The organism is Halomonas sp. SH5A2, assembly GCF_014263395.1.
Lineage (GTDB): Bacteria > Pseudomonadota > Gammaproteobacteria > Pseudomonadales > Halomonadaceae > Vreelandella.
Genome location: NZ_CP058321.1, coordinates 1,132,590 through 1,155,488, shown reverse-complemented (window position 1 = coordinate 1,155,488; position 22,899 = coordinate 1,132,590). Strand labels below are relative to the sequence as shown.

Annotated in this window: 19 protein-coding genes; 4 read left to right on the top strand and 15 right to left on the bottom strand. The window is 53.4% G+C overall.

Annotated elements, in window-relative coordinates:
* Positions 1-185 precede the first annotated feature (185 nt).
* From HXW73_RS05385 to ltnD, 10 genes are all read right to left on the bottom strand, one after another.
* Positions 186-1,061: an NAD(P)-dependent oxidoreductase gene (locus HXW73_RS05385; RefSeq protein ID WP_186255240.1), complete on the bottom strand. Its 876-nt coding sequence runs from the start codon at positions 1,059-1,061 to the stop codon at positions 186-188.
* A gap of 30 nt (positions 1,062-1,091) precedes the next feature.
* Positions 1,092-2,552: an aldehyde dehydrogenase family protein gene (locus tag HXW73_RS05380; RefSeq protein ID WP_186255239.1), complete on the bottom strand. Its 1,461-nt coding sequence runs from the start codon at positions 2,550-2,552 to the stop codon at positions 1,092-1,094.
* A 49-nt stretch (positions 2,553-2,601) separates the two neighbouring features.
* The gene (locus tag HXW73_RS05375) at positions 2,602-3,879 is read right to left on the bottom strand and encodes a TRAP transporter large permease (protein ID WP_186255238.1); all 1,278 of its coding nucleotides are present in this window, start codon (positions 3,877-3,879) and stop codon (positions 2,602-2,604) included.
* Positions 3,876-4,439 carry a TRAP transporter small permease gene (locus HXW73_RS05370; RefSeq protein ID WP_186255237.1) on the bottom strand — a complete coding sequence of 188 codons (564 nt, stop codon included), beginning with the start codon at positions 4,437-4,439 and terminating at the stop codon, positions 3,876-3,878. Before HXW73_RS05370 ends, HXW73_RS05375 begins: the two co-directional genes overlap by 4 nt.
* 59 nt (positions 4,440-4,498) lie before the next feature.
* Positions 4,499-5,497 (bottom strand): TRAP transporter substrate-binding protein, encoded by a 999-nt coding sequence (locus HXW73_RS05365; RefSeq protein ID WP_186255923.1) that lies wholly within the window; start codon positions 5,495-5,497, stop codon positions 4,499-4,501.
* 104 nt (positions 5,498-5,601) lie between these two features.
* Entirely contained in the window at positions 5,602-6,564 is a 963-nt protein-coding gene (denD, locus tag HXW73_RS05360; protein ID WP_186255236.1) for a D-erythronate dehydrogenase, read from the bottom strand.
* 50 nt (positions 6,565-6,614) lie between these two features.
* A complete protein-coding gene (otnI, locus tag HXW73_RS05355; RefSeq protein WP_186255235.1) occupies positions 6,615-7,412 on the bottom strand; it encodes a 2-oxo-tetronate isomerase in 798 nt (265 codons plus the stop codon).
* Between the two features lie 48 nt (positions 7,413-7,460).
* Complete coding sequence (gene otnC / locus HXW73_RS05350) at positions 7,461-8,108, bottom strand: 3-oxo-tetronate 4-phosphate decarboxylase (protein WP_186255234.1); 648 nt, start codon at positions 8,106-8,108, stop codon at positions 7,461-7,463.
* Positions 8,105-9,400 carry a 3-oxo-tetronate kinase gene (gene otnK / locus HXW73_RS05345; protein WP_186255233.1) on the bottom strand — a complete coding sequence of 432 codons (1,296 nt, stop codon included), beginning with the start codon at positions 9,398-9,400 and terminating at the stop codon, positions 8,105-8,107. Before otnK ends, otnC begins: the two co-directional genes overlap by 4 nt.
* Before the next feature lie 2 nt (positions 9,401-9,402).
* On the bottom strand, positions 9,403-10,335 hold the full coding sequence (ltnD, locus tag HXW73_RS05340) for an L-threonate dehydrogenase (RefSeq protein ID WP_186255232.1): 933 nt from the start codon (positions 10,333-10,335) through the stop codon (positions 9,403-9,405).
* Positions 10,336-10,500: 165 nt separating this feature from the next.
* Here ltnD and HXW73_RS05335 point away from each other — a divergent pair, with 165 nt between their 5' ends.
* Both HXW73_RS05335 and HXW73_RS05330 read left to right on the top strand, forming a co-directional pair.
* Entirely contained in the window at positions 10,501-11,550 is a 1,050-nt protein-coding gene (locus HXW73_RS05335) for a LacI family DNA-binding transcriptional regulator (protein WP_240538721.1), read from the top strand.
* Between the two features lie 71 nt (positions 11,551-11,621).
* Positions 11,622-12,926, top strand: a complete 1,305-nt coding sequence (locus HXW73_RS05330; RefSeq protein WP_186255230.1) for a sensor domain-containing diguanylate cyclase — start codon at positions 11,622-11,624, stop codon at positions 12,924-12,926.
* A gap of 246 nt (positions 12,927-13,172) precedes the next feature.
* Here HXW73_RS05330 and HXW73_RS05325 read toward each other — a convergent pair whose 3' ends face one another.
* Complete coding sequence (locus HXW73_RS05325) at positions 13,173-14,579, bottom strand: sugar porter family MFS transporter (RefSeq protein WP_186255229.1); 1,407 nt, start codon at positions 14,577-14,579, stop codon at positions 13,173-13,175.
* Between the two features lie 58 nt (positions 14,580-14,637).
* Positions 14,638-15,375, bottom strand: a complete 738-nt coding sequence (locus HXW73_RS05320) for an SDR family NAD(P)-dependent oxidoreductase (RefSeq protein WP_186255228.1) — start codon at positions 15,373-15,375, stop codon at positions 14,638-14,640.
* A gap of 342 nt (positions 15,376-15,717) precedes the next feature.
* On the opposite strand from HXW73_RS05320, the gene HXW73_RS05315 reads away from it, so the two are divergent.
* Entirely contained in the window at positions 15,718-16,920 is a 1,203-nt protein-coding gene (locus HXW73_RS05315) for an ROK family protein (RefSeq protein ID WP_186255227.1), read from the top strand.
* 217 nt (positions 16,921-17,137) lie between these two features.
* On the opposite strand, the gene HXW73_RS05310 is transcribed toward HXW73_RS05315, so the two are convergent.
* Both HXW73_RS05310 and HXW73_RS05305 read right to left on the bottom strand, forming a co-directional pair.
* The gene (locus HXW73_RS05310; protein WP_186255226.1) at positions 17,138-18,577 is read right to left on the bottom strand and encodes an MBL fold metallo-hydrolase RNA specificity domain-containing protein; all 1,440 of its coding nucleotides are present in this window, start codon (positions 18,575-18,577) and stop codon (positions 17,138-17,140) included.
* A 191-nt stretch (positions 18,578-18,768) separates the two neighbouring features.
* The gene (locus HXW73_RS05305) at positions 18,769-19,452 is read right to left on the bottom strand and encodes a hypothetical protein (RefSeq protein ID WP_240538720.1); all 684 of its coding nucleotides are present in this window, start codon (positions 19,450-19,452) and stop codon (positions 18,769-18,771) included.
* 965 nt (positions 19,453-20,417) lie between these two features.
* Between HXW73_RS05305 and HXW73_RS05300 the strand changes: the two genes are divergently transcribed.
* Positions 20,418-21,572 carry a glycosyltransferase gene (locus tag HXW73_RS05300; RefSeq protein WP_186255225.1) on the top strand — a complete coding sequence of 385 codons (1,155 nt, stop codon included), beginning with the start codon at positions 20,418-20,420 and terminating at the stop codon, positions 21,570-21,572.
* A 265-nt stretch (positions 21,573-21,837) separates the two neighbouring features.
* Here HXW73_RS05300 and HXW73_RS05295 read toward each other — a convergent pair whose 3' ends face one another.
* The gene (locus HXW73_RS05295; RefSeq protein WP_186255224.1) at positions 21,838-22,896 is read right to left on the bottom strand and encodes a glycosyltransferase; all 1,059 of its coding nucleotides are present in this window, start codon (positions 22,894-22,896) and stop codon (positions 21,838-21,840) included.
* Between the last annotated feature and the right edge of the window lie 3 nt (positions 22,897-22,899).

Sequence of the window (22,899 nt, the reverse complement as noted above, 5' to 3'; positions counted from 1 at the left end):
GATGTCGAGTACAGGTTTTCGTCAGAGTGCAGTTTACTGCGCGATCAGCAATGATCCTGCCTTTGAAAATCATCACCTTCATCCAACCCCATCGCCCGACAAAGTCGGGGTCCTACAAGGACTGGGAGGCGCTACAAAAACATGTGCCGGTGAGTGCGGAGCTTTCCACTACCAGGCACCGACCGCTAAGTTCGCTTCTCCAAAACCCCGATCACTTCCGGTACTGCCGATGAACTGTCGTCGATAGACGTATAAAGCGCATGCACAGCCTCGGCAACGCCACGTTCTACCCCCAGTTCGTTGGTCATAGTGTGGTAGTAACCTAGGTCCTTGGTGGCATTGGCAACGGTGAATTTGAAACCAGAAGGGTCATTGTTAACGATATAAGGGCGCAGACGCTCTAGTACAACGCCACCTCCGCCACCGGCGCCTAGCACTTCTAATAGCGCGTTATCGCTGATACCCGCCTTACGAGACGCAGCGGTGGCCTCAGCCAACACTGCCGAAAAGCCCAACGAAACAAAGTTATGCAGTAGCTTTAGCGTATGCCCGGCGCCGACGTCCCCAGCATGGGCAATGTTTTCGGCAAACCCTTGCAGCAGCGGCAAGGTTTCATCAAATAACGCCTTCGGGGCTCCGACAATCAGATTGAGCCGCCCCTCTTCCGCTTCTTTAGGGGTGCGCGTCATCGCCGCATCCATAAAGCGACCACCTGCATCAGCCACCTTGGCAGCCACTGTTTCTGTCGAACTGGGCAGTGCGGTCGAGCAATCGACGACGACGCTACCCGGCTTCAAGCCTTCTAGAACGCCGTTGGGTTCAAAGAGCACCGCTTCTACTTGCGGCGATCCGGTGACGCACAGGATAACCACATCCGCATTTTGAGCCACTTCTCGGCCCGAACTCAGCGCAGTGGCACCGGATGCCATAAGATCATCTACAGGCTGATTGCCTGAGTGCTCAAGAAAGCACACCTCATGACCCGCACGCAGCAGACTATTGGCAATACCATGGCCCATCAGGCCCACACCGACAATGCCCACCTTTCTGGATGTTGTCATTGTTATCGCTCCATTTATATTGAAAGCATCCTAGTTGTGCTTGATAGCGACGGTTTTGATCCGTGTATAGCTACGCAAGCCTTCAAATCCTTTCTCCCGGCCATGGCCAGAGCGGCCGACGCCACCAAAAGGAAGTTCCACGCCACCGGCAGCACCGTAGTTATTGATGAACACCTGGCCGCTGCGAATGCCTTTGGCCAAGCGTAGCTGGCGACCACCATCGCGCGTCCATATACCAGCGCAAAGGCCAAAATCGGTGGCGTTGGCCAATTCGAGCGCTTCTGCTTCATCTTCAAACACCTGCACCACCAACACCGGGCCAAACAGCTCCTCGTTAAGCACTTCATGCCCTTTGGGGATATCCGTAAGCAGTTGAGGAAGTGCGAAATGACCACCAGCCGGTGCGTTGGGGGCTAACTGCCCCGTTGCCGCCACGCGAATACCATCCGCTTCGGCGGCGGCCAAACGCTCTTCCAGCTTGGCTTTTTGACGCGCATTAATCAGCGGGCCACAGTCGGCGTCCGCTTCCCCTGCATCACAGCGCAGGGCAGCGAAGTGCTCACAAAGATTCGCTATGACGCTATCGGCTATCTCGCGCTGAACCAATAGGCGGCTGCCTGCTGAACATGTCTGCCCAGCGTTTTGAATAATCCCTTTTATCACCGCTGGAAGCGCCGCTTCGAGATCCGCATCCGCGAACACCAATTGAGGTGATTTACCACCTAATTCCAGTGTGACAGGCACGTGATGCTGCGCGGCCGCTTGGGCGACGTAAGTGCCCGTTTCAGGCGACCCGGTAAAAGAGAGATGATCGATATCAGGGTGTGACGCCAACGCAGCCCCCGCCTCAGAGCCAAGCCCAGGCACCAAGTTAAGCGCACCGGCTGGCAAACCATGATTCACTGCCAACTCCGACAAGCGTAGTACGCTTAGACAGGCATCTTCCGCCGGCTTGAGCACAACCGTATTACCCGCCGCCAACGCTGCCGCCACGCAGCGCCCAAAAATCTGCGACGGGTAGTTCCAGGGAATAATCTGTGCGCATACCCCGTAAGGCTCGCGCAGCGTCATCACGGCGAAGTCGGTTTCAAAAGGAATGGTTTCACCATGAAGCTTGTCTGCCGCACCACCATAAAAACGAAAATAGCGTGCACAGGCCACGATATCGCCCTTAGCCTGCGTCATCGGCTTACCGGTGTCAGCACACTCAAGCTGGGCCAGTTGTTCCTGATGCGCTTCGATAATATTGGCAAAACGCAGCAGCCATTCACTGCGCTTGCGGGCGGACCAACTGGCCCACTCACCTAACTGCCCGGAAAAAGCCTGCTGGGCTGCCTTCACGGCGGCGTCTACATCGTCAGACTGGCAGCGCGCAATACGTGTCAATGGCTCGCCCGTAGCCGGAGCTTCTACCTGCAGAGTGGTTGCAGCATTCATCCACTCACCACCAATGAGAGCCTGTTGTGGCGGAAAATCCCTCGTCTTCAACATGAAATACTCCTGTTATTGTCTTTGTTTGGTTCACTTCAAAGTCGCTCACCTAACCATAAAGAAAATCCACCAACCCAAGGGAAATCCACGGCATATAGGTGATCGCCATCAAGCACGCCAATATCACCAGTACAAAACGCACCAACCAAGGCAGCATCTGATCGATCGATATCTTGGCCACCGCACAAGCCGCAAAGAGATTCACGCCTAACGGCGGTGTAATCATTCCAAGGGCCAAGTTAACGACCATCACAAGACCAAAATGAACGGGATCAATACCGAACTGAATCGCGATCGGGGTCAAAATGGGGGCTAACACTAGAATGGCGGCGGACGTTTCAATAAACATACCGACAACTAACAGCAACCCATTAACGACCAGCAGGAACATCATGGGGTCATTGATCGTATTGGTAACGAGGGTTGCGATTTGCGCGGGCAGTCCCGTGCGGCTGAGAAGGAAACTAAATAGCGAGGCCGCCGCAATAATCAGCATAACGGCTGCGGTAGAAATGACACTCTGGCGAAAAATCGGCCATAGATCGTCTACTTTCAATTCACGGTAGTAGAAGCCACCGACGATGAGGGCAAAAAATACCGCCACAGCCGATGCTTCGGTAGGCGTGAAAATACCACCGTAAATCCCCCCAATGACAACCACCGGCATGAGCATTGCCACCCACGCACGCTTGACCGAGACCATAAAGCCGGTGCTGTCTTTATGATCGTCCTTACCAAAACCCCGCACCTTACAGAACAGATAAAGAAAGATGATCAGCGCGCTGCCAATCAATATGCCTGGCCCCACGCCTGCAAGAAATAGCTGTCCGATAGACGTGTCGGTACTCACACCATATAAAATCAACGGAATCGATGGCGGAATAAGCACACCCAGCTCCGCCGACGTTGCCTGAATGGAAGCCGCCAACGGCCTGGGGTAGCCATGTTTCACCATAGCGGGAATCAAAATGGCACCGATCGCAAAGGTCGTGGCCACACTTGAGCCTGAAACCGCTGCAAACATCATGCATGTCAGTACGCAGGACATCGCCAGCCCGCCCTGCACTCGACCCACGATAGACTTGGCCAAATCCACCAGGCGTTGAGATATCCCCCCTGCCGCCATCAAGTTACCGGCGAGAATAAAGAACGGGATTGCCATTAATGGAAATTTATCAATGCCGATAAACATCTGCTGAGGCACCAGCAGTAATGGCAAGCGAGTGAAGAACTCAATACCGATAATCGATGCCAGCATGATTGAAATAGCAATCGGCACACCGAACGTAAATAAGATAATCAAGGACAGACCAATAACCATGTTCATGGCTGCGATCCTCCTTTTGGCAAGTCGCTCTCTTGAGGTAGTTCTGCCTCCGGTAGCGTCTCGCTATTTTCTGGCCCCACCTTCTCTCGACCACTTAACTGAGCCAACAACCTGGCAACAGCGGCAACAATGGCAAAGCATGATCCCATGGGAATCGCCACATACGCCCATGACATCGATATATTCATGCCCGACATCGTCTGGCTACTTACACGCAAGGTCATCTGAATCCCGTAATGAATCAGTACGCCAAGCACCAACAGACAACACACCACAATGACGATTTCGAGTAGCTTCATAAAACGCGTTGGCACGAGTTTATAGATGACCTCGACCGCCATCATGTAACCGCCTCGAAAGGTTGCCGCCGCGGCCATAAACACACACCAGATCATCGCGGTGCGTGAGGCGACTTCAGACCAAGTAGAGGGCGCATTAAAAATAAAGCGAGTGAGGACTTGGTAAAAACTCAGCGTCACTGATATGGCTAGCATCACCACTGCAATTAGCAGAGCCAAGCGTGTTAACTGGCTTTCCAGACGAAGAAATACCGCTAGCATAAAGGGTCACCGTGCAGAAACGGCCTCCAGAAGACTGGAGGCCGAAGTGGAGGAAGTACTCAGCAATCGCTGGCTTTTGCCTGAACGCGCTCAAGCATTTCGTCGCCGTACTCCGAGGTAAATATCTCGTAAGCTGGCTGCACAGCTTCCTGGAAAGGCGCAACATCAATATCTGTTTTGACCGTCATGCCTTTCTCTTCGAGCAGTTCTACGCCTTCACGCTCCAGGCGGGAAACTTCTTCACGCGTTGCTTCAGCAGAGGCTTGCGCTGCCTGCTCAAACCAGCCTCGCTCCTCCTCACTTAAACCATCCATGAACACTGGCGAACCAAGCACGACAGCCGGTGAATACACATGCCCGGTCAGCGAAAGGTAGTCCTGCACTTCCCAGAAGTTGGTGGCGACAATCACAGTGATTGGGTTTTCCTGACCATCCACGGTACCTTGCTGAAGCGCCGTGAAAAGTTCAGGGAATGCCATAGGTGTTGGCCGTGCGCCCATTTGACGAAACGCTTCCTGGTGCACCGAATTTTCCATTGTGCGAACGCGCAAACCTTCTGCGTCTGCGGGCGTGGCGATCTCACGTTGACTGTTGGTCATGTGTCGGAAGCCATTTTCCGACCAAGCCAAGCCGACCAGATTGTGATCACTCATTTTTTCGAGTAGCTCATCGCCTAGATCACTGTCCAGTACGCAGCGCGCTTCTTCGTAATCTTCAAACAGAAACGGTAAATCGAGCACGTATGTTTCCGGCACGAAGTTACCCAACGGACCCGTTGACGTGATCACAAAATCGACGGTGCCGATCTGTAAGCCTTCAATCATTTCCCTCTCACCGCCCAGGGATCCCGAAGGATGTTCGTTAACGGTATAGGCGCCATCGGATAACTCCTCCAGCGTCTCCTTGAAGGCGTCTGCCCCGACTGAGTAATGCGATGTGGAAGACAGTGTGTGGCCTAGGTTCACTTCAGTTGCCGCATGGGCCTGAAGTGCAACGCCAGTAGTAGCGATGGCAGCGATAGCGGCCACGAGTGAGTGACGAGCAAAGGTCTTAGTCATCATAATTCCCTCTTTTGTTGTTTTGAGGGTGGGTTTTTGGGCAAATCGCCACAGGTGCGAACTTGGCCCAAGCAATTACCTACCGCGGTTAGCCGCGTAGGAACTCAAGCGCGTTCAGAAACGAACGCATCAATGATCTGTTTGAAATTATCATCGCCCACAAAGCCAAGCTGGTTGGCTTTTGCCGTGTCAAAGCGAGCAGGCCAACTCGCCACAATGGATTCGATGCGGGGATCGGGCTCATGGCGTACTAATGAAAGGGCTTTCTCTCCCGCTGCGTCACGCAGTGCTTCCAGCATCTCTGCCACCGTGATGGTAATGCCCGGCAACATAAACGCCCGAAAAGAGCCTAGCGCCTCACCTGGCACCTCCGCGCCATGGACAAGTGCATCGACGACCTTACCCGGTGACATCACAAACATGGGCAGTTCCACCGGCACAGGGCAGATCGCTTCCTCGCCATTCAATGGTTCGCGTAAAATACTCGAAGCAAAGCTGGAAGCAGCCGCATTCGGCCGCCCGGGTCGAATGACAATCGTGGGCAAGCGCAGCACAAGGCCATCGACCAAACCTCGGCGGCTATAGTCGTTAACCAACAGCTCCGACATGGCTTTCTGGGCACCGTAAGAGTTTTGCGGGTGGAGCGCCGTCATGTCATCCAGCACCTCGGGCAAATCCCCGCCGTAGGCCGCCACCGAGCTGGCCATGATCAAGCGGGTATCGCTCAGTTCCCGCTTGCGACAAGCTTCTAATAACGCACGTGTTGCATCGAAATTGACCCTTAGCCCCAAGTCAAAATCCGCTTCTGCCGCCGAACTCACAACGGCTGCCAAGTGATAGATAACATCCGGGCGTTGCTCAAAAACGCTATCCAGTGCGCCCGGCTCGGTAATATCCAGCGACATGGATGTCACCGCGATATTGCCTGCTTCAGGTTGCGGCGCTTCTACCTGGTCAATCAGCGTTAACCGTGTGATGGGCTGCTGGCGAAGCTCACCACGCTTGAGCAGTTGATGGACTAAACGCTGGCCGAGAAAACCAGCCGCGCCAGTAATGGCTATATGCATCTTTATGCTCCTAATAGGCAGCTATTATTGTTCATGTCCGTTAAACCCCGTCAGTGACTGATCAGCCCCCAGGGTTCGCCCCAGCCCAAACCTGCGCGCGTCTCGGAGTGGGGTCGATATTCACAGCCAATCCAGCCGCGATAACCCAATGCACCCAAGCGTTCAAAAATAGCGGGATAGTAGACTTCACCTACATCCGGCTCGTGGCGCTCGGGCACGCCTGCAACTTGAATATGGCCGATGGCGCTGAACTGTCGTTCCAGGTGGCGAATCAAGTCGCCATCCATGATTTGGCAGTGATAAAGATCGAACTGGAGCTTTAGATTTTCCGCGCCTACCTCGTTTATGACGGCCATGGCCTGGGCCTGGCGAGATAGAAAAAAGCCTGGCATATCGCGAGTATTGATTGGCTCGATGAGCACCTCTCGCCCCACTTTTGCCGCCTCACTCGCTGCAAAGCGTAGGTTGCGAACGTAGGTAGCATGATGCTCAGCTTGGGTGTCGGCATCGGCACCCTCAGGAAGCAAACCAGCCATGGCATGGACTCGCGGGCAGTTGAGGGCCTCGGCATAACGTAGTGCTTCAACCACCGAGTAACGAAACTCCGACTCGCGACCGGGCAGACTGGCCAACCCTCGCTCACCGGCTTCCCAATCGCCCGGCGGCAGATTAAACAGCACCTGCTCCAACTGCGTTTCTTGCAATGCCTGGCGCAGCTCTTCAGGGGGAAATGCATAGGGAAACAGGTATTCAACGCCTTTAAAGCCCGCGGTCTTAGCGGCAGCAAAGCGGTCAAGAAAATCATGCTCGTTAAATAGCATGCTAAGGTTGGCGGCTAGTCGAATCATCTTGGTGCTCTTGTTATTGATGGCATGTTGATTGATCGTGACGCGTCATTAATCCCGCGGGAATTTAGCTTCCAGTTCAGCCACCTGCTCCGGCGATAGCCCCCGGGGGTTCTCGCCGCGTAACAGCAGGTAGAGCTTGGCCGTCTCTTCCAGCTCTTCGGTGGCATACACAGCGGCATCAAGGTTTTTCCCCGCCACAACCGGCCCATGGTTGGCCAGAAGCACCGCGCTGTGCTTACCCGCTAAGCCACGAACCGCATCACCAAGCTTCGGGTCCCCCGGCATGTGATAAGGGACGAGAGGCAATTTACCGACCCGCATCACGTAATAGGCAGTGAGCGGTGGAATACAATCGCAATGGTCTATTTCCGGCAGGCACGAAACGGCGACCGAGTGGGTGGAGTGAAGATGCACAATCGCCCCTGACTGTGGCCTCTCCGCATACATCGCCATGTGAAGAAACTGTTCTTTGGTGGGCTTATCGCCACCCAGCAATTGGCCTTTGTCATCCAAGTGGGAAATGCGCGCCGGGTCCAGGCGACCTAAACAGGCATTGGTCGGTGTCATCAGCCAGCCGCCGTCATCCAAACGGACACTGATATTACCGCTAGACCCCATCGTCAGGCCGCGATCAAACAGTGACTTGCCCAAGATGCTGATCTGATCCCGCAGGCTGTTCTGGTCATGGATACTCATGCCAGCACCTCAAACGCTCGCGTGAAGAAGTCGACGCCGCCAAAGTTCCCGGATTTCAGGGCCATGGAAAGCGGTGCCTCGCGCCCGGATAGTGGGGCCTGGGTCCAGGGCACGCCGGGGTCGATTTGCTCGCCAATATACAAGGCGGTAATTCCCAATGCCGAGACAACAGCCCCTGACGTTTCGCCCCCGGCCACCAGCAATCGGCCAACACCCTCTTTGACCAGCGTGACCGCCAGTTGGCTGAGCGCCTCTTCCACCAAAGCGCCAGCACGTGCAACCCCTAGCGCCTGCTGCGCGGCGTTCACCTTTTCAGGCGCAGCCGAGGCGTAGATCAATATCGGCGCCTCTTGAGACAACCGTTGCCGAGCAAAGGCCAACGCCTCTTCCTGCTGCCCGCCATCTGCCAACGCCAACGGATCAAGCGCAAAGCCACCATCAGGGTACTTGGCCAGGAAATCGTCCACCTGGGCGAGCGTGGCGCGGGAACAGCTGCCGGAAAGCACCAACCCACTTCCAGAAGCGGGGGATAAACGCCCTGGCTCAGCGATGGCATCCAGCCAACCATGGACTCGGTACTGGGCAGGCAGCGCCTGCCCCAGACCAGAGCCACCAGTGACCAAGGGCATCAAAACGGTCGCTTCCGCGAGGACGTCCAGATCCTTTTCGTCCAAGGAATCACAAATCACGTGACGCACATCGTTGTCTGCGAGTGCAGATAAATGCCTACGCGTTGCGTCAGCGCCCTGGGCGAGCAACGCGTGGTTGGCTAAGCCCACTGCGTGCGGTGTTTGCCGGGAGAGTACCCGCACCAGGTCCGCATCCTGCATGGGGTTCAAGGGATGGTCCTGCATGCCGCTGTCGTTGAGCAAACGGTCGCCCACAAACAGATGGCCCTGATAGACCGTGCGGCCGTTAATCGGGAAAGCGGGCACCATCACTGTTTGAGAAGCGCCTAAAGCGTCTAGCAACGCATCCGCTACCGGCCCGATATTACCCTGGTCGGTGGAATCAAACGTGGAGCAGTACTTAAAGAACAGCTGACGAGCGCCCTGCTGGCGAAGCCACTCCAGCGCCGCAAGGGAATCAGCGACGGCCTCATCCACCGGGCAAGAACGAGATTTCAGCGCCACAACCACCGCATCGATATGGGTAAGGTCAATGTCCTCCTGCGGCACACCGATAACCTGCAGGCAGCGCATACCGCCGCGCACCAGGTTATTGGCAAGATCAGTAGCCCCAGTAAAGTCATCAGCAATAGCGCCCAACACGATGTTCGATTCCATCCCCATTTTCAGCCCCCCTGTTTGTCATTGGCGGCTTCTGGCAACGCAATACCCGATAGGCGCTGATAAACTTTAATCACCGACGAATCATCGTCGCGACCAAAACCCGCACTGCTAGCGGCGGTAAATTGCTGCAAAGCACTGGCGGCTACCGGTGTTGATAGCGATAGTTCGCGCCCGGTCTGATGCACGATATTGAGATCTTTAACGAAGATATCCACGGCCGAAAGCGGCGTGTAGTCACCATTCAGAATATGTGGCACCCGGTTTTCAAACATCCAGGAATTGCCTGCCGAGTTGGTAATCACCTCATAGATAACGTCTGGGTCGAGCCCCATACGAATGCCCAGCGCCATCGCTTCAGCGGCGGTGGCAATATGCACACCTGCCAATAGTTGATTGACCAACTTCATGCTGGAACCAACACCGGGCGCATCGCCAAGGCGGTAGACCTTAGCGGCCATGGCATCCAGCACCGCTTGACCGTAGGTAAATGCCTCCTCAGCCCCAGACGCCATGACGGATAGCTCGCCGCTTTTGGCTTTCGCCGCACCGCCGCTAATTGGCGCATCGAGCAGCATCAATCCTGCTGCTGCCAAACGCTCACCAAGCTGTTCTGCTTGGCTGGGCGGCACTGTCGCACACTGAATGATCAGGCTGCCCGGGGTCAGGTGGCTCACCACACCCTGTTCACCGAACAACACTTGATCAACTTGCGACCCGTTAACGACAACCACCAACACAATATGGCAGTGAGCAAGTTCTGCTGGGGTTGCCACGCTCTGCCCCCCTGCAGCCGCAAAAGCATCGCGCGCCCCGGCGGAAATATCACACCCGGTCACGTTAAAGCCCTGCTGGAGTAAGGTAGAGGCAGTGCCCATCCCCATGGCACCCAGGCCAATAATGCCGACTTGAAGTGATTGTTTGTCTTGTTGATTCACCAGCTTAAACCTCGCTGTCGTTGTGTTGGTTGCTATCGCTCCGGATCCTTTCTCGTATTTGTCTAACGCTACAAGGTAAATGGTAGCGCTGTCATGATAGCGCTACCATCACTTTTAGATTATTGTTCGCGAGTCGACAAGCTGAATATCAAGGACGTTGGACCAATGTCTAAAGACACGCCCCCCACAGTTCCAACCCACACGACCAAGCAGCGCCGAAACTCCGACCAAGTAACGCTAAGCCAAGTGGCACAGGCCGCCGGGGTCTCGCCCATCACGGCCTCACGGGCGTTGAATCATCCCGATAAAGTCAGTGAAAGCGCCCGGGATCGCGTTCTGGCGGCCGTAGAAAAACTCGGCTATGTACCCAATCTAGTGGCAGGCAGCCTTGCCTCATCCCGTTCGCAACTGATTGCGGTGATCGTGCCCTCTCTTATCAACACCGTGTTCGTGGAGGTTATCCAAGGTCTGCAAGAAACGTTAGAGGCCGAGGGATACCAGATACTGCTCGGTAACACCGATTACGACCTGGACCGCGAATATCAGTTAGTACGCACCTTTCTGGGCTGGTCGTGTTCGGCACTGGTCACTGCCGGACTGCGCCATAACAAAGCATGCCATACGCTGTTGACCAACTGTGGCCATCCCATTATGGAAGTGATGGAACTGGGCAAGGGAATGGACTTAAATGTCGGCTTGGATCACGTGGCCGCCGGCCGTTGCATGGCCAACCACCTGATCGACAAAGGCTACCGTCATATCGCCTATGTGGGTGCGAGATTGTCGCAGGATTATCGTGCCAGCATGCGCTTTGAAGGTCATGAAGCCGTGCTGAAGGGTGCCGGACTCAATGCCCCGATGGTGGAGTTGGACACACTGGGTAGCCTGCAGGCGGGCGCAGAAGGGCTGGCCCAAGTGTTAGCACAATACCCCGATACGCAAGCCATTCATTTCGCCAATGACGACCTGGCAGCAGGTGCCTTGCTTGCCGCCCAACGCCAAGGCCTTAACGTACCGAAAGATATCGCCATTGCCGGGTTTAACGGCCTGCCCCTTGGGCAACACTTGACGCCCCAACTCACCACGATTCTCTCGCCCAGAAAAGAGATGGGCCGTTTAGCGGCCAAAGAGCTAATCCGGCGCCTGAGCGGTAAAAATGTTTACCGCCGCCAGCATGATGTCGGGTTCAAACTTCAGTTGGGTGAGAGCACATAGTTCCGCTTTTTTACTCGCATACACGGACTACTCTTTCAAGATCATATTGCGCAAAAGGAAGATAATTCACTGTGAACCTCTCAACCGAATTGCGTTTGAAGGCCATTATAGACGGCACAAGAGCTGGTACCTGGGAATGGAATATCAGAACCGGGGAAGTGGTTTTCAATGAACGTTGGGCGACCATGCTGGGCTTCACCTTGGAAGAGATTCAACCGCTTTCGATCGAAACCTGGAACCAGCTTTGCCACCCCGACGACTTAAAGCACTCTTACGAATTGATCAGCCAGCACCTGGATAACAAAATCCCTTTCTATGAATGTCTTTGCCGAGTTCGATGCAAGGACGGCCGCTGGTGCTGGATTCAAGACCGCGGCATGCTGGTAAAAGAGGCAGACGGCACCCCCACAGAATGGATGATGGGCACCCATATCGACGTTTCCACCGAGCTGGAATCTCAACAACACTTCGCCCATCTCGCGGCCTCAGTGCCGGGAATACTCTTCTCGTTTGAAATGGACTCGCCGGACGCCCTACGTTTCACCTACGTCAGTGAACGTTCCCACGCCTACTTTGGCATTAGTTGCAAAGCCATTGAGGAAGATCCCGATGTCTTCTTCGATATGGTTCATCCGCTCGACTCGAATGAGATCCAAGCGACCATTCAGAGCTGTTTCGAGTCTTTATCGGAAGCGTCCTGCCAATTCCGAATAGTAATAGATGACGCCGAACAATGGTTCCGGGCGGTGGCGCGGCCAATCCGAGACCCCTTCGGCAAGCTGGTCTGGCATGGCATGTTGATAAATATTGATGACCAGAAACAATTGGAAAATACACTGGCTCACTTGTCCGTTACGGATGAATTGACGGGGTTGTTTAATCGGCGCTACCTGACCCAAGCTCTCAACGACTCCATGGCGCTTTACCAGCGGCATCAGGCGACTTTTTCACTGATCAGCTTTGACGTCGATCATTTTAAGCAAATCAATGATTGTCACGGCCATTTGGTGGGCGACAAGGTACTAGCCAAAATAGCCGAGCTGATGGAGCAGCGATTAAGAACAACAGATATTGTAGGTCGCATGGGCGGCGAGGAATTTCTTGTCATCTTGCCCAACACCTCAGAGAAGCAAGCCTCCCAGATTGCGGAAAACCTTCGACAGATCGTCAATCAAGCAGCGTTTCTTAGCGAAGACGATACACCTTTCATTGTCGCCATCAGTGGTGGTGTATTGGAAATGTCAGAGGACATTGCGTCGGTGGAAGAATTATTAAGGCGATCTGATCGACTACTCTACGAGGCCAAAGAACGTGGTCGCAATATGGTTCTCGATGAGAAGACCGCCTCGAAAGAGTGGGTTTTCACAACACGTTAACGGTTTGACGACCTCCACAAAACCAGGCGCAGGTGGGGTTAGTAAGCGCTCAATTCATTGCGCGATCCTTCCGGCGATACCATGTGAATCGCGCACATGGCAAACCTACCAGAAGAAAATAATGACCTACAGGAAGAGCCGAGCTGTGACGACAAGGAGAAGCTTTACCTGCCTTGGCTGAGGCAGCTCGTTGCAAACCAGTGAGAAAGAGCACCCGCCCGTTAAGGCGAGTGCTCCAGCCTGGCTTCACTCGTAAGACATTTCTTCCAGTTCCTTGCCTTTGGTTTCCTTGACAAGTTTTATCACGAAGAAGATCGATACCACCGCAAAGAAGGCATAGATACTATAGGCGCCTGCCAAACCGATGGCGGCGAGCATGATCGGGAAGCTCATGGTAATGGCAAAGTTTGAGACCCACTGGAATAGGCCCGAAATGGCAAGCCCGGAACCACGCATCTGGTTCGGGAACATCTCACCAAGCATGACCCACATGATCGGTCCCCAAGACACATTGAAGAAGAGGACATAGGCATTTGCCGCCAGAAGTGCTATCACCCCCATATTGTCAGATAGACTCAAAGATCCATCGACCATGCTGGCGGTAGAAAAGGCATAGGCCATGGCAATCAGCGTGACAGCCATACCTGCCGACCCAACCCATAGCAACGGCTTACGTCCAATACGATCAACCAATGCGATAGCAATCACCAAGGCACCAAGACTGACTGCGCCCGAAATGACGTTGATCAGCAGAGCATCGTTTTCGGAAAAACCAACGGATTGCCACAAGACAGCGCCGTAGTAGAAGACCACATTAATCCCAACAAGCTGCTGAAACACCGCCAACCCGATGCCGACCCAGACGATGCCATGAACCTTGCCCGTCTGCTTGTTGATGACATCACGCAGGCTTGGCTGATGATCGTCAGCCAAGGATTCCTTGATCTCGGATACCTTGGTGTTGACCTCGTCATCGGACAGCAGCTTGCTTAATACACGCCGAGTCTTGTCTTCCTTGCCTGCGGTCATCAGGAAACGAGGACTTTCCGGAATAAACATAAGCGCGATCAGAAAGATAGCGGCTGGTAAAAGTTCGATCCAGAACATCCAACGCCATGTAGCGAAGCCCAACCACAGCTCCGAGACCGATGAACCCGCCATATTGGCCAGCAGATAGTTGCTAAGGAAGGCAACGAATAGCCCCAAGATGATGGCCACCTGCTGGATGGTAGCCAAGCGTCCGCGATAGGCCGCTGGCGCCACCTCACTGATATAGGCAGGCGCCATCACGCTGGCGGCACCGACGGCCAGGCCCCCCAAAATGCGATAAATCACAAATTCCATGGAGCTTCCGGCAATCCCCGATCCCCAGGCACTGACCAAAAAGAACACAGCGGCGACTATCAACAGCGTACGTCGACCGAAGTGATCCGCCAGTCGACCGGCAAAAAAAGCACCCACGGCACAGCCCAGCAGCATCGAAGCAACATTAAAGCCGGTACCCACACTTTCAGAGTTGAAGGCACTTTGAAGGCCATCGACAGTGCCGTTGATCACCCCACTGTCGAAACCGAATAAAAAACCACCAATGGCGGCAACACAGGAAATAGCAAATACATACAGGCTTCGCCTGCGAGTCATATCATTCGTCATGGTTAAATCCCAATTAAGTTGTATTTGTCTTGTGGAATTGTCATCTCAAGATGACGATTTACAGCCAGCCAGCATCGACCCAGTAATTGTGTGCGGTGCAAGCGGCAGCTGCGTCGGAAGCCAGGAACGTCACCATATTGGCAACGTGATGCGGATGAATGCGGACCTTGAGCTTCTGTTCGTCGACGATCTTCTGCTCGTCTGCAGGGCTGTACCAGCGAGACTGACGCGGCGTCTTGACGTTGCCGGGAATGACACAGTTGACGCGAATGTTGTCGCCGCCCAACTCCTGAGCCATGGCTCGGGTCATGCCTTCAATGCCAGCCTTCGCCGTTTCATAGATCGCCAGATGCTCCTGGCCGAGATGCCAACTGATCGAACCCAGATTAATCACCGAACCTCCGCCACGCTCTTTCATGCCCGGCGCCACAGCTTGCATGGCGAACATGACATGACGCAGGTTGACGGCGATTCGCTCATCCCAGTAGGTCGGCGTGATATCGCCCAAGGTATGACGGTCATCATTGGCCGCATTGTTGACCAATACATCGACAGCACCGATGCGTTTGAACGTCGCCTCCAGCGCGTCGAGATCGGTAAGGTCGCAATGATAAAAAGTCACCTGACTGCCCAGTCGGTCGACCAGGGTTTGTGATTCCTCTGCACATATATCCAGAAAATGCACGTCAGCCTTTTGCTCAGCAAAAGCCTCGACCAAGGCGGCACCGATGCCGGACCCTCCTCCCGTGATCACGACACGCTTACCTGCAAGGCCGGGATAGATTGCTGTACCCATAAGAAATGTCCATGGTCTGAAAAAATAAAAGCGCGGTCCTGTATGCCCTCTTCGATCCCTCTGAGCAGAGGGCCATCAAAGTGGTCACTTAGCACGGCCCACTTAGTATATAAATCTTACTAAGTAGGCAGTATCAAGCCCTTGTATCCGCATATCTATACGACATAGGTTTAACGCCACAGAGGGCAACTCACCTCCACAACCAGCCCACGATCAACCAACTTCAATGGCGCCACGATGCGTCCTACAGCGCGGCCTTGGTACAAGCAAAGAAATTCCCGGTGAAACCAGATAAAATTATCGTTCAGCACCAGACTAGGTCGGAGAGGCTTCATTTAATTCATGACAACCAGTTATCAGCATCAGAAAGCAGGCGACCTAAACTTCCTCAAGCGCTTGAATCGCAGCGCGATTCTGGAAATGGTGCGCCGGGTTCCTGGCCTGACCCGCGCCGATATTGCCACTCAGGCGCAATTGACCAAGGCCACCGTAGGCTCAGGGGTCCAATCGTTGCTGAACCAAGGATGGCTGAAAGAGGGTGATTTGCAGAAAAGCAGTGGCGGCCGCCCAGGAAGAGCTCTCCACCTCAACGATGACCGCCATTTCCTACTGGGTGCTGAAGTAGGGGTTCACCGGCTACGACTTGTCGCTTGTGCCCCATCAGGCAAGATACTTGAAGCGCATCACGAACCTTACGTGCCCACTACGCCCGAAGCCACGGCCGCACTTCTTGCCGAATTGTTACAGCAATTAATGAAAAGCCCCGCGGTATCTAACCGTGAGAACCTCGGAATAGGTGTTGCGCTACCAGGCCCCATCGCCACGGGTGAGGCCGTGCTACGGCGAGCTCCCAACCTAGGCTGGCACGATGTGCGATTTCTGGATTTGTTGCATCCCCACCTCCCCGAGCCGAGGGGCGTCTGGCTGATGGACAATGAAGCCAAATCAGCGGCCTTCGGTGAGCTTTACTTCCGCACCGGCAAGCCTCCTGAATCGCTTGTGTACGTCAGCGCTGGCACGGGGATAGGCAGCGGCATGGCCGAAGGCAGTCATTCACCGTTGCTCACTCGTGGTGTACAGGGCCTGGCCGGCGAAATTGGCCATACCATCCTGCAGCCGGGCGGGCTCTACTGCCATTGCGGCAACCGTGGTTGCGCTGAAACCCTTGTCAGCGGCTGGTCCATCCGCGCCAGCTTAGGCATTGATGAGAAAGATGACCTGATTCAGGCATTGGCGACACGCTTACAGGAGCCAGACGTAACACGCACATTACACCGAGCCGGTGAAGCGCTGGGCATGCTGCTGCTGAACCTTCACCACACTCAGAACCCTGCCGAGATTGTACTGGGAGGCTCACTTACCCAACTTGGCAGCACCTTCCTTGAGCCCGCATTGACATATTTTGAAGCCAATCAGCACCGTTTATTGGGCACAACGCAGCGTGTGCCGTTGCGCGTTGTTGAGGACAGCACTTTCGTGGCAGCACGTGGAGCTGCCGCACAGGTCCTGGCCAGAGCCATACACGGTCCAGCTTACCCGAACTAACCCACACGTAATCGCCACATAAGCAATACCAAATTTGACTGAAACCGGCGAAAGCAACTAAGTAAATAGCTTGAACATACTTTCCCAGTCTTTCAGTAGGTTATCGCCCGACGAAGTCTGGCGGCTACAAGGCTGACAGCCTCCATAAAACCAAGTACAGGTGGGGTCAAAGGAGCGCAATTCATTGAGCGATCGGCAACCACCCTGCCACAAAACCCTATTCATATACCGACGGCTCATACACCGAGGGCAAAACGACATCGATCGGCCGGCCGGCTTTTTCGGCCATCGCTTCGATGGAGGCTTTCAACGCCTGGCGGGCGTGGTCGTCGCCGTGCACCAAACGGACTTCCCGTGGCCAGCGGCGCATGCGCTTGATGAAATTCAGCAAATCGCGCTGCCCGGCGTGGGCCGAGTACCCGCTTATGGTGGTGATACCCGCACGAATATCCACCCGCTCACCATCCAGCTCTACCCAGCCACCATCCGGCCCGTAACGCTGAATAACCCGCCCTGGCGTACCGGCGCCTTGATAGCCGACGAACAGCACTTGATGCCGCGGGTCACCCAGCATCGCCTTCAGATAATTCACCACACGCCCACCCGCGCACATGCCGCTGGCGGCAATCACCACCGCCGGGCGGCCACTTTCGGCCAGGTAGCGCACAGTTTGCTCGTGGGTTTCATGCTCATCCACCGTGTACACATTATCGAAACTCAGCGGGTGCCTGCCTGAGCGCAAACGGCGTTGGGCCTCGGCATCCCAGAACGGCTTTAAGCGGCGATAGACCTGCGTAAAACGGGCCGCCAGCGGTGAGTCAACAATCACTTCAAGCGAGCGCCAGTCAGACGATGGCGGCGCGGCATGCACGATGGTTTCCAGCTCGTACAACAGTTCTTGCGTGCGGCCAATACTAAACGCAGGGATGATCACCGTTCCCCGGTTAGTCAGCGCTTGCTCAATGGCATTTTTCAGCGTCTGGCCGCGCTCGCGGCGGCCTTCATGGTTGCGGTTGCCGTAGGTGGACTCGAGCACCAGCACATCCGCCTGATACGGCGATTTCGGTGCAGGCAGCAGCGGCGTGTAAGGCGCGCCCAGGTCACCCGAGAACACCACCCGCTGTTTCATGCTTTTCAGCTTATCGTTCAGCGCCACCTCAACGTAGCTGGAGCCCAGAATATGCCCCGCCCGCTTGAGCTTCACCCGCATGGCAAGCGCATCATCATCCACCACCGTGTGCCATTTGCCATAGGCTAACGGCACCAGCTGCTTTTGCAGCTGCGCCTGAAACTGCTCGATCAACCGTGCATTGCGGGTAAAGCCAATTTTCAGGGCATCCTCAATCACCAGCGGCAACAACACCGCCGATGGCTCAGAGCACAAGATGGGCCCTCTGAAGCCCGCGGCCAGCAAATACGGCAAACGGCCCACGTGATCAATATGCACATGGGTAATCACCAGCGCTTTCAGCGTGCTGATATCAAAGCCCACCTCAAGCTGCGCCAGGCTATCCTCGGCGGCGTCTTCCCCCTGGAACAACCCGCAGTCCACGAGTAGCGAGTGCTCACTGCTCGCCATCAGCTGATGACAGCTACCCGTTACCCCGCCTGCCCCACCGTGATGACGAATCTCCGGCCACGTAGTCTGCGAGCCCATCTTTATATCCTTATATAGCTTTCCCTAAATAAAAAACTATCACATTTGGGGTTGTAAGCGCTCAATTCATTGCGCAATCAGCCAGCACAATAAAACGCCCGCCAATACCTAAAAGGCAATGGCGGGCGATAAAGGCTAGCTTGTTGGCGAATCAGTTGCCGCTAGCGGTAAAGAACCACAGACGTTAACGCTTAAAACGTATAAGCAACGCCCAGCACAGCGACGGGGAAGACAGGCAGCTTATCGATATCATCTTCAAGGCTTTGCTCTTCAGCACGAATATCCTGCTGTAGCTGCGGGTTCGCCGCTTCAAAGTTATTGGTAGTGCTCAGCGACACGTCAACGTTGGTGGCGACCACACCAAACTCAGAGAAGAACGACAGCCCACTCTGGTGAGAACTGCGCCAGCCAAGCGCCACATACGGTTGGGTACCATCCGAAACGGTGGCGTTACCCACAACCGAACCAAGCTCAGCGGCGGTATAAGTACGGTTGTTAAATTCATAAGTACTGCCGTTATCCGGTGTACCTACCACGTTTGCTTCGATATCCGGCATCATGACGCCTGCCGATAGGAAGAACCTGCCCCCGAACGGAAAATAATCCATCTTGACGCTAGACGCCTTCATCTCAAAATCGGCGTTATAGGTCACATCATCTTCTTCAAAATCCGTGTCAACATCCAGACCGTTTGTATAACGAGCGGTAACGGCGAGGTTCTCATGGAAACGCCAAGACGCATCAGCCCCGAACCCTGTGGTACCCGCGATAGCGGAAACCGTTACTTTTTTATCAAATGCAACGCTGTGACTGGCACCCAATGCCAATACCAAAGCACTAGCCGTTAAGCTGAGTGTTTTTTTCATTTTTAACATCGTTTTCCCTTGAATACTTTACCGGCCTTTATTGTGCACAGAAGTCCTCCCCTCAGGGCTTCCTGCAGGCCTGATGATGAGTTGAGACGCTATCGAAAGCCGACAAACTTTACTTCATTATCAGCTTGAGTTGTGTAGCGAATTGTTAATCGAAGTATGCCCCAACCTAAAGAATCTAATGCAGGTGAGTTTTGTAGGAGCTCAATTCATTGAGCGATCAGAAAGCATCCCGCCACCGAAGGCTATCGCCCGACGAAGTCTGGCGCCTACAAGGCTGATAGCCTCCACAAAACCAAGTACATGTGGGGTTGTAGGAGCTCAATTCATTGAGCGATCAGCAACTATCCGACACTAAAAATTATCCCTTGTAGAAAGCCTGCTCCTTTCGTAAGTAATGGGGGAAAGGGAGAAGTGTGTCTGAACGACGGGAAATGGTTAAACAGTAGGCCATTTAAGCCGTACCAATAGGTTTTTAGGGGCATTACGCCCTGGGTGCGGTACTGAATGAAGTGCTATGAGAAATCCGAGCTAAGATATCAGAAACTATGCCATAGCCCACCTAATTCGTTTCGACACGGCCTGTGAAGCAATCCTTGCTGAACACCGGAAGCACGGTTGCAAGCAGGTACTCAGGTGGATAATATTCCACACATACCTAACCATTCTATTGATTCATTAAGTAACGTAACCAGTTGACTGACAATGACTTTATCATCAAAGCATCTTCTGGGGGCTTGTTTCGTGTAAGCTGGTTCCATGGCACGCTAACAGATACCACCTGCAACTTCCCGATATCAGCCTGATTACTTGCTAACGCCTTGGCACCTGTTCTCAAGGATATCTTTCAAATTTGTACTGAAATATCCGAGACACACACTGTACTGATCGAAAATCGGCACCGTAGTCAGTCGCTCCAAGTACAACCCTATTATGCAACTTCCGCTACACCAAAAGGATTCACCTTCATGAAGGTATTGATTGTCGTTCGTACGTTAAAAATTGGTGGGATGGAACGAGTAGCGGTGAACCTTGCAGACAGCTTTGCAGAACAGGGACACGAGAGCCACTTGATGTATTTCAAGTCGCGCCCACCCCAGTTGGAACCGAGTAATGAACGCGTAAATGTTCATCATTTCGCGCTTTCACGTGCCATGTGGACATCAGGTATAGGCGGCGTCATCGAGATCGCCGCACGCCTGCTCAATAGCGTGTTACGCAAAAGCTATTTTATATTATCTGGCTGGTGGGGCGGAAAACTGTTTCAGCGCGAAATACGCCGCCTAGAGCGCCAATACGGCTCTTTTGACCGGATTATCTTTCGCGGTATTGGCACCTTCGAAACGGTTTGGTCTTTCCAGGACACGCGCGCCTGTTACGTCCTGGAAAATATCGTCAAGCCAGCCTTAGGCCACGATGCCTGGTTGGAGCGACTGAAAGCACGTTGCTTGTTTCATAATAAACATCTAATTACCGTATCTCACGGGGTCGAAAAACAAATAGCGACGACAATGCAGGCGCTAAAGGTAGAGCCGTTATCGTTGAGAACCATCACTAATCCATGCCCTTTAGCCGCCATCCAGCAGGCCATGAAAGATGACTTCCCGGAGCGACCCAACTCCCCTTATTTACTCAACGTAGCCCGTTTGGTGCCGCAAAAGAACCATGACCTCCTGCTGAGGGCGTATGCCAAAATGAAAACGTCCCTTCCGCTTGTGATTGTCGGCGAGGGGCCATTACGCAAAGAACTGGAGGCGCTTGCCATTGAGCTTGGGATTGCTGAGAACGTTATTTTTGCGGGCCGCCAATTAAATCCTTACCCATGGATGCATCATGCTCGTTTATTTATCCTGAGTTCGGCACATGAAGGGCTTGGTATCGTACTGTTCGAAGCGCTGGCCTGCCAAACCCCCATTGTTTCGGTCGATTGTCCAGGCGGGGTACGTGATATCATGACAGGAGAGTTGGAAGCTTACCTTTGTGAAATGACACCAGAGGCGTTAGCAGCCCGTGTTGATGGCATTCTTGACGCTGACGGCTACGCTATTGATGAACGTTGGCTGGAACGCTTTTCTCCAGCGCATATTACTTCTGCCTTTTTGCAGAAGTTCCCTGTTTCATGATAGTGATCGGGCTGGCAATCTTTCACCTATGGCGAGTAGTCCTCTTGAGTCGTATTCTGGCGGTAACACCATGATTGTAAAAGAGAGAAATACTCGCCATCTCGTTTTTAGGATTCCCGATGAATTAGGCGTATTCCAGATTGCTGCTCAAGGCCCTTTATCGCCCTGATTCGCAAAAGCATCTGGCAGATTGACTACAATGCCTTCTACGCCTCATCTTCAAGCAATTGACATAATATAACTCTATTGAATATAACCTCAGCATTCATGGTACTGATGATTCAGATAACGGCCTCAATGACCCAATCACAGAAAGAGTTCTTTGGGAATAATCCTGATCGGTATAGCGCAAACTTTCAAAGCCACATTGCTGTAATTTTTGGTAACAGTCTTGATCACTCATTAATCGTTTAATTGTCTCAACAAAGGGTATCAATGCCGGTTTTTCCATCAAAAAAGATTGATAGTCATCCAGTAAGATTTCACTGGCACCGACCAAGCGGGATGTCACTACTGGAATACCCATTGCTAGGGCCTCAGGAATCACCATTCCAAACTCCTCAAAGCGTGCTGGGTAAACAAACAAGTCCAGCGCACTGAGCCAAAACTCAGGATGACTGCATTTGGGCTTATGGATTAACTGACCGTTCCGGACAAGCTCATGGGACTGATACTCATCTGGTATACTATCGCCACCTTGCAGAAAAAAAGCATAATCTGATTGAGGCAATTGTCCACAGATATCTAGAAATAAATCTAGACCGCGTTTCTTGAAGTTACCAGAAGTTATGTAACCAATCAGCTTTTTATCAGGCGCCACGCCTAATTGTTTGCGTGCGTCTTCTCTAAAAGCAAGCCTTTTATCAACATTAAATCTTTCTTTATCATAAGACGGATAAACAACGCTGATGCGCTCTGCCGCAACCCCCTCATTCCTGAGTACTTTTTTAACCAAAAATGAATTGGCAATCACATGACTTTGAGTATCAGCTATCGCATTATCAGCTAGGTCATTAGCAAGATCCTCTTGAGTCAATTGCGCCCGCCCTTGCCCCACGTTATGAATAAAATTCACGTCTGCATTTTTCACAACGCCCGAATGATCAATTATAAATACATTTTTATCTGGCAAGACTAACATATTGGATTTTAGACGTGTTCTACGAGCCCACAAACCTGTTGAAAGGAAAAACTTAAAACGTTTCTTCTCGCAATACACTTGGCAAGCGTGAAGTTGCTTCTTTAACTCCTGAGCCTGCAGCTTGATTAACTGCCCCGCTCCACTGGTAATAGATAGGCGAGACCGAAATAACACGTACTTCATAAT

What these genes read in the sequence shown, in the direction of transcription:
- HXW73_RS05320 (WP_186255228.1), bottom strand. Translation starts at nt 15,375, where the DNA reads ATGGGTACAGCAATCTATCCCGGCCTTGCAGGTAAGCGTGTCGTGATC.
- otnC (WP_186255234.1), bottom strand. Translation starts at nt 8,108, where the DNA reads ATGAGTATCCATGACCAGAACAGCCTGCGGGATCAGATCAGCATCTTG.
- denD (WP_186255236.1), bottom strand. Translation starts at nt 6,564, where the DNA reads ATGCATATAGCCATTACTGGCGCGGCTGGTTTTCTCGGCCAGCGTTTA.
- HXW73_RS05385 (WP_186255240.1), bottom strand. Translation starts at nt 1,061, where the DNA reads ATGACAACATCCAGAAAGGTGGGCATTGTCGGTGTGGGCCTGATGGGC.
- HXW73_RS05305 (WP_240538720.1), bottom strand. Translation starts at nt 19,452, where the DNA reads ATGTTAAAAATGAAAAAAACACTCAGCTTAACGGCTAGTGCTTTGGTA.
- HXW73_RS05300 (WP_186255225.1), top strand. Translation starts at nt 20,418, where the DNA reads ATGAAGGTATTGATTGTCGTTCGTACGTTAAAAATTGGTGGGATGGAA.
- HXW73_RS05335 (WP_240538721.1), top strand. Translation starts at nt 10,501, where the DNA reads ATGTCTAAAGACACGCCCCCCACAGTTCCAACCCACACGACCAAGCAG.
- HXW73_RS05325 (WP_186255229.1), bottom strand. Translation starts at nt 14,579, where the DNA reads ATGACGAATGATATGACTCGCAGGCGAAGCCTGTATGTATTTGCTATT.
- otnI (WP_186255235.1), bottom strand. Translation starts at nt 7,412, where the DNA reads ATGATTCGACTAGCCGCCAACCTTAGCATGCTATTTAACGAGCATGAT.
- HXW73_RS05380 (WP_186255239.1), bottom strand. Translation starts at nt 2,552, where the DNA reads ATGTTGAAGACGAGGGATTTTCCGCCACAACAGGCTCTCATTGGTGGT.
- HXW73_RS05310 (WP_186255226.1), bottom strand. Translation starts at nt 18,577, where the DNA reads ATGGGCTCGCAGACTACGTGGCCGGAGATTCGTCATCACGGTGGGGCA.
- HXW73_RS05370 (WP_186255237.1), bottom strand. Translation starts at nt 4,439, where the DNA reads ATGCTAGCGGTATTTCTTCGTCTGGAAAGCCAGTTAACACGCTTGGCT.
- HXW73_RS05315 (WP_186255227.1), top strand. Translation starts at nt 15,718, where the DNA reads ATGACAACCAGTTATCAGCATCAGAAAGCAGGCGACCTAAACTTCCTC.
- HXW73_RS05365 (WP_186255923.1), bottom strand. Translation starts at nt 5,497, where the DNA reads ATGACTAAGACCTTTGCTCGTCACTCACTCGTGGCCGCTATCGCTGCC.
- otnK (WP_186255233.1), bottom strand. Translation starts at nt 9,400, where the DNA reads ATGGGGATGGAATCGAACATCGTGTTGGGCGCTATTGCTGATGACTTT.
- HXW73_RS05295 (WP_186255224.1), bottom strand. Translation starts at nt 22,896, where the DNA reads ATGAAGTACGTGTTATTTCGGTCTCGCCTATCTATTACCAGTGGAGCG.
- HXW73_RS05375 (WP_186255238.1), bottom strand. Translation starts at nt 3,879, where the DNA reads ATGAACATGGTTATTGGTCTGTCCTTGATTATCTTATTTACGTTCGGT.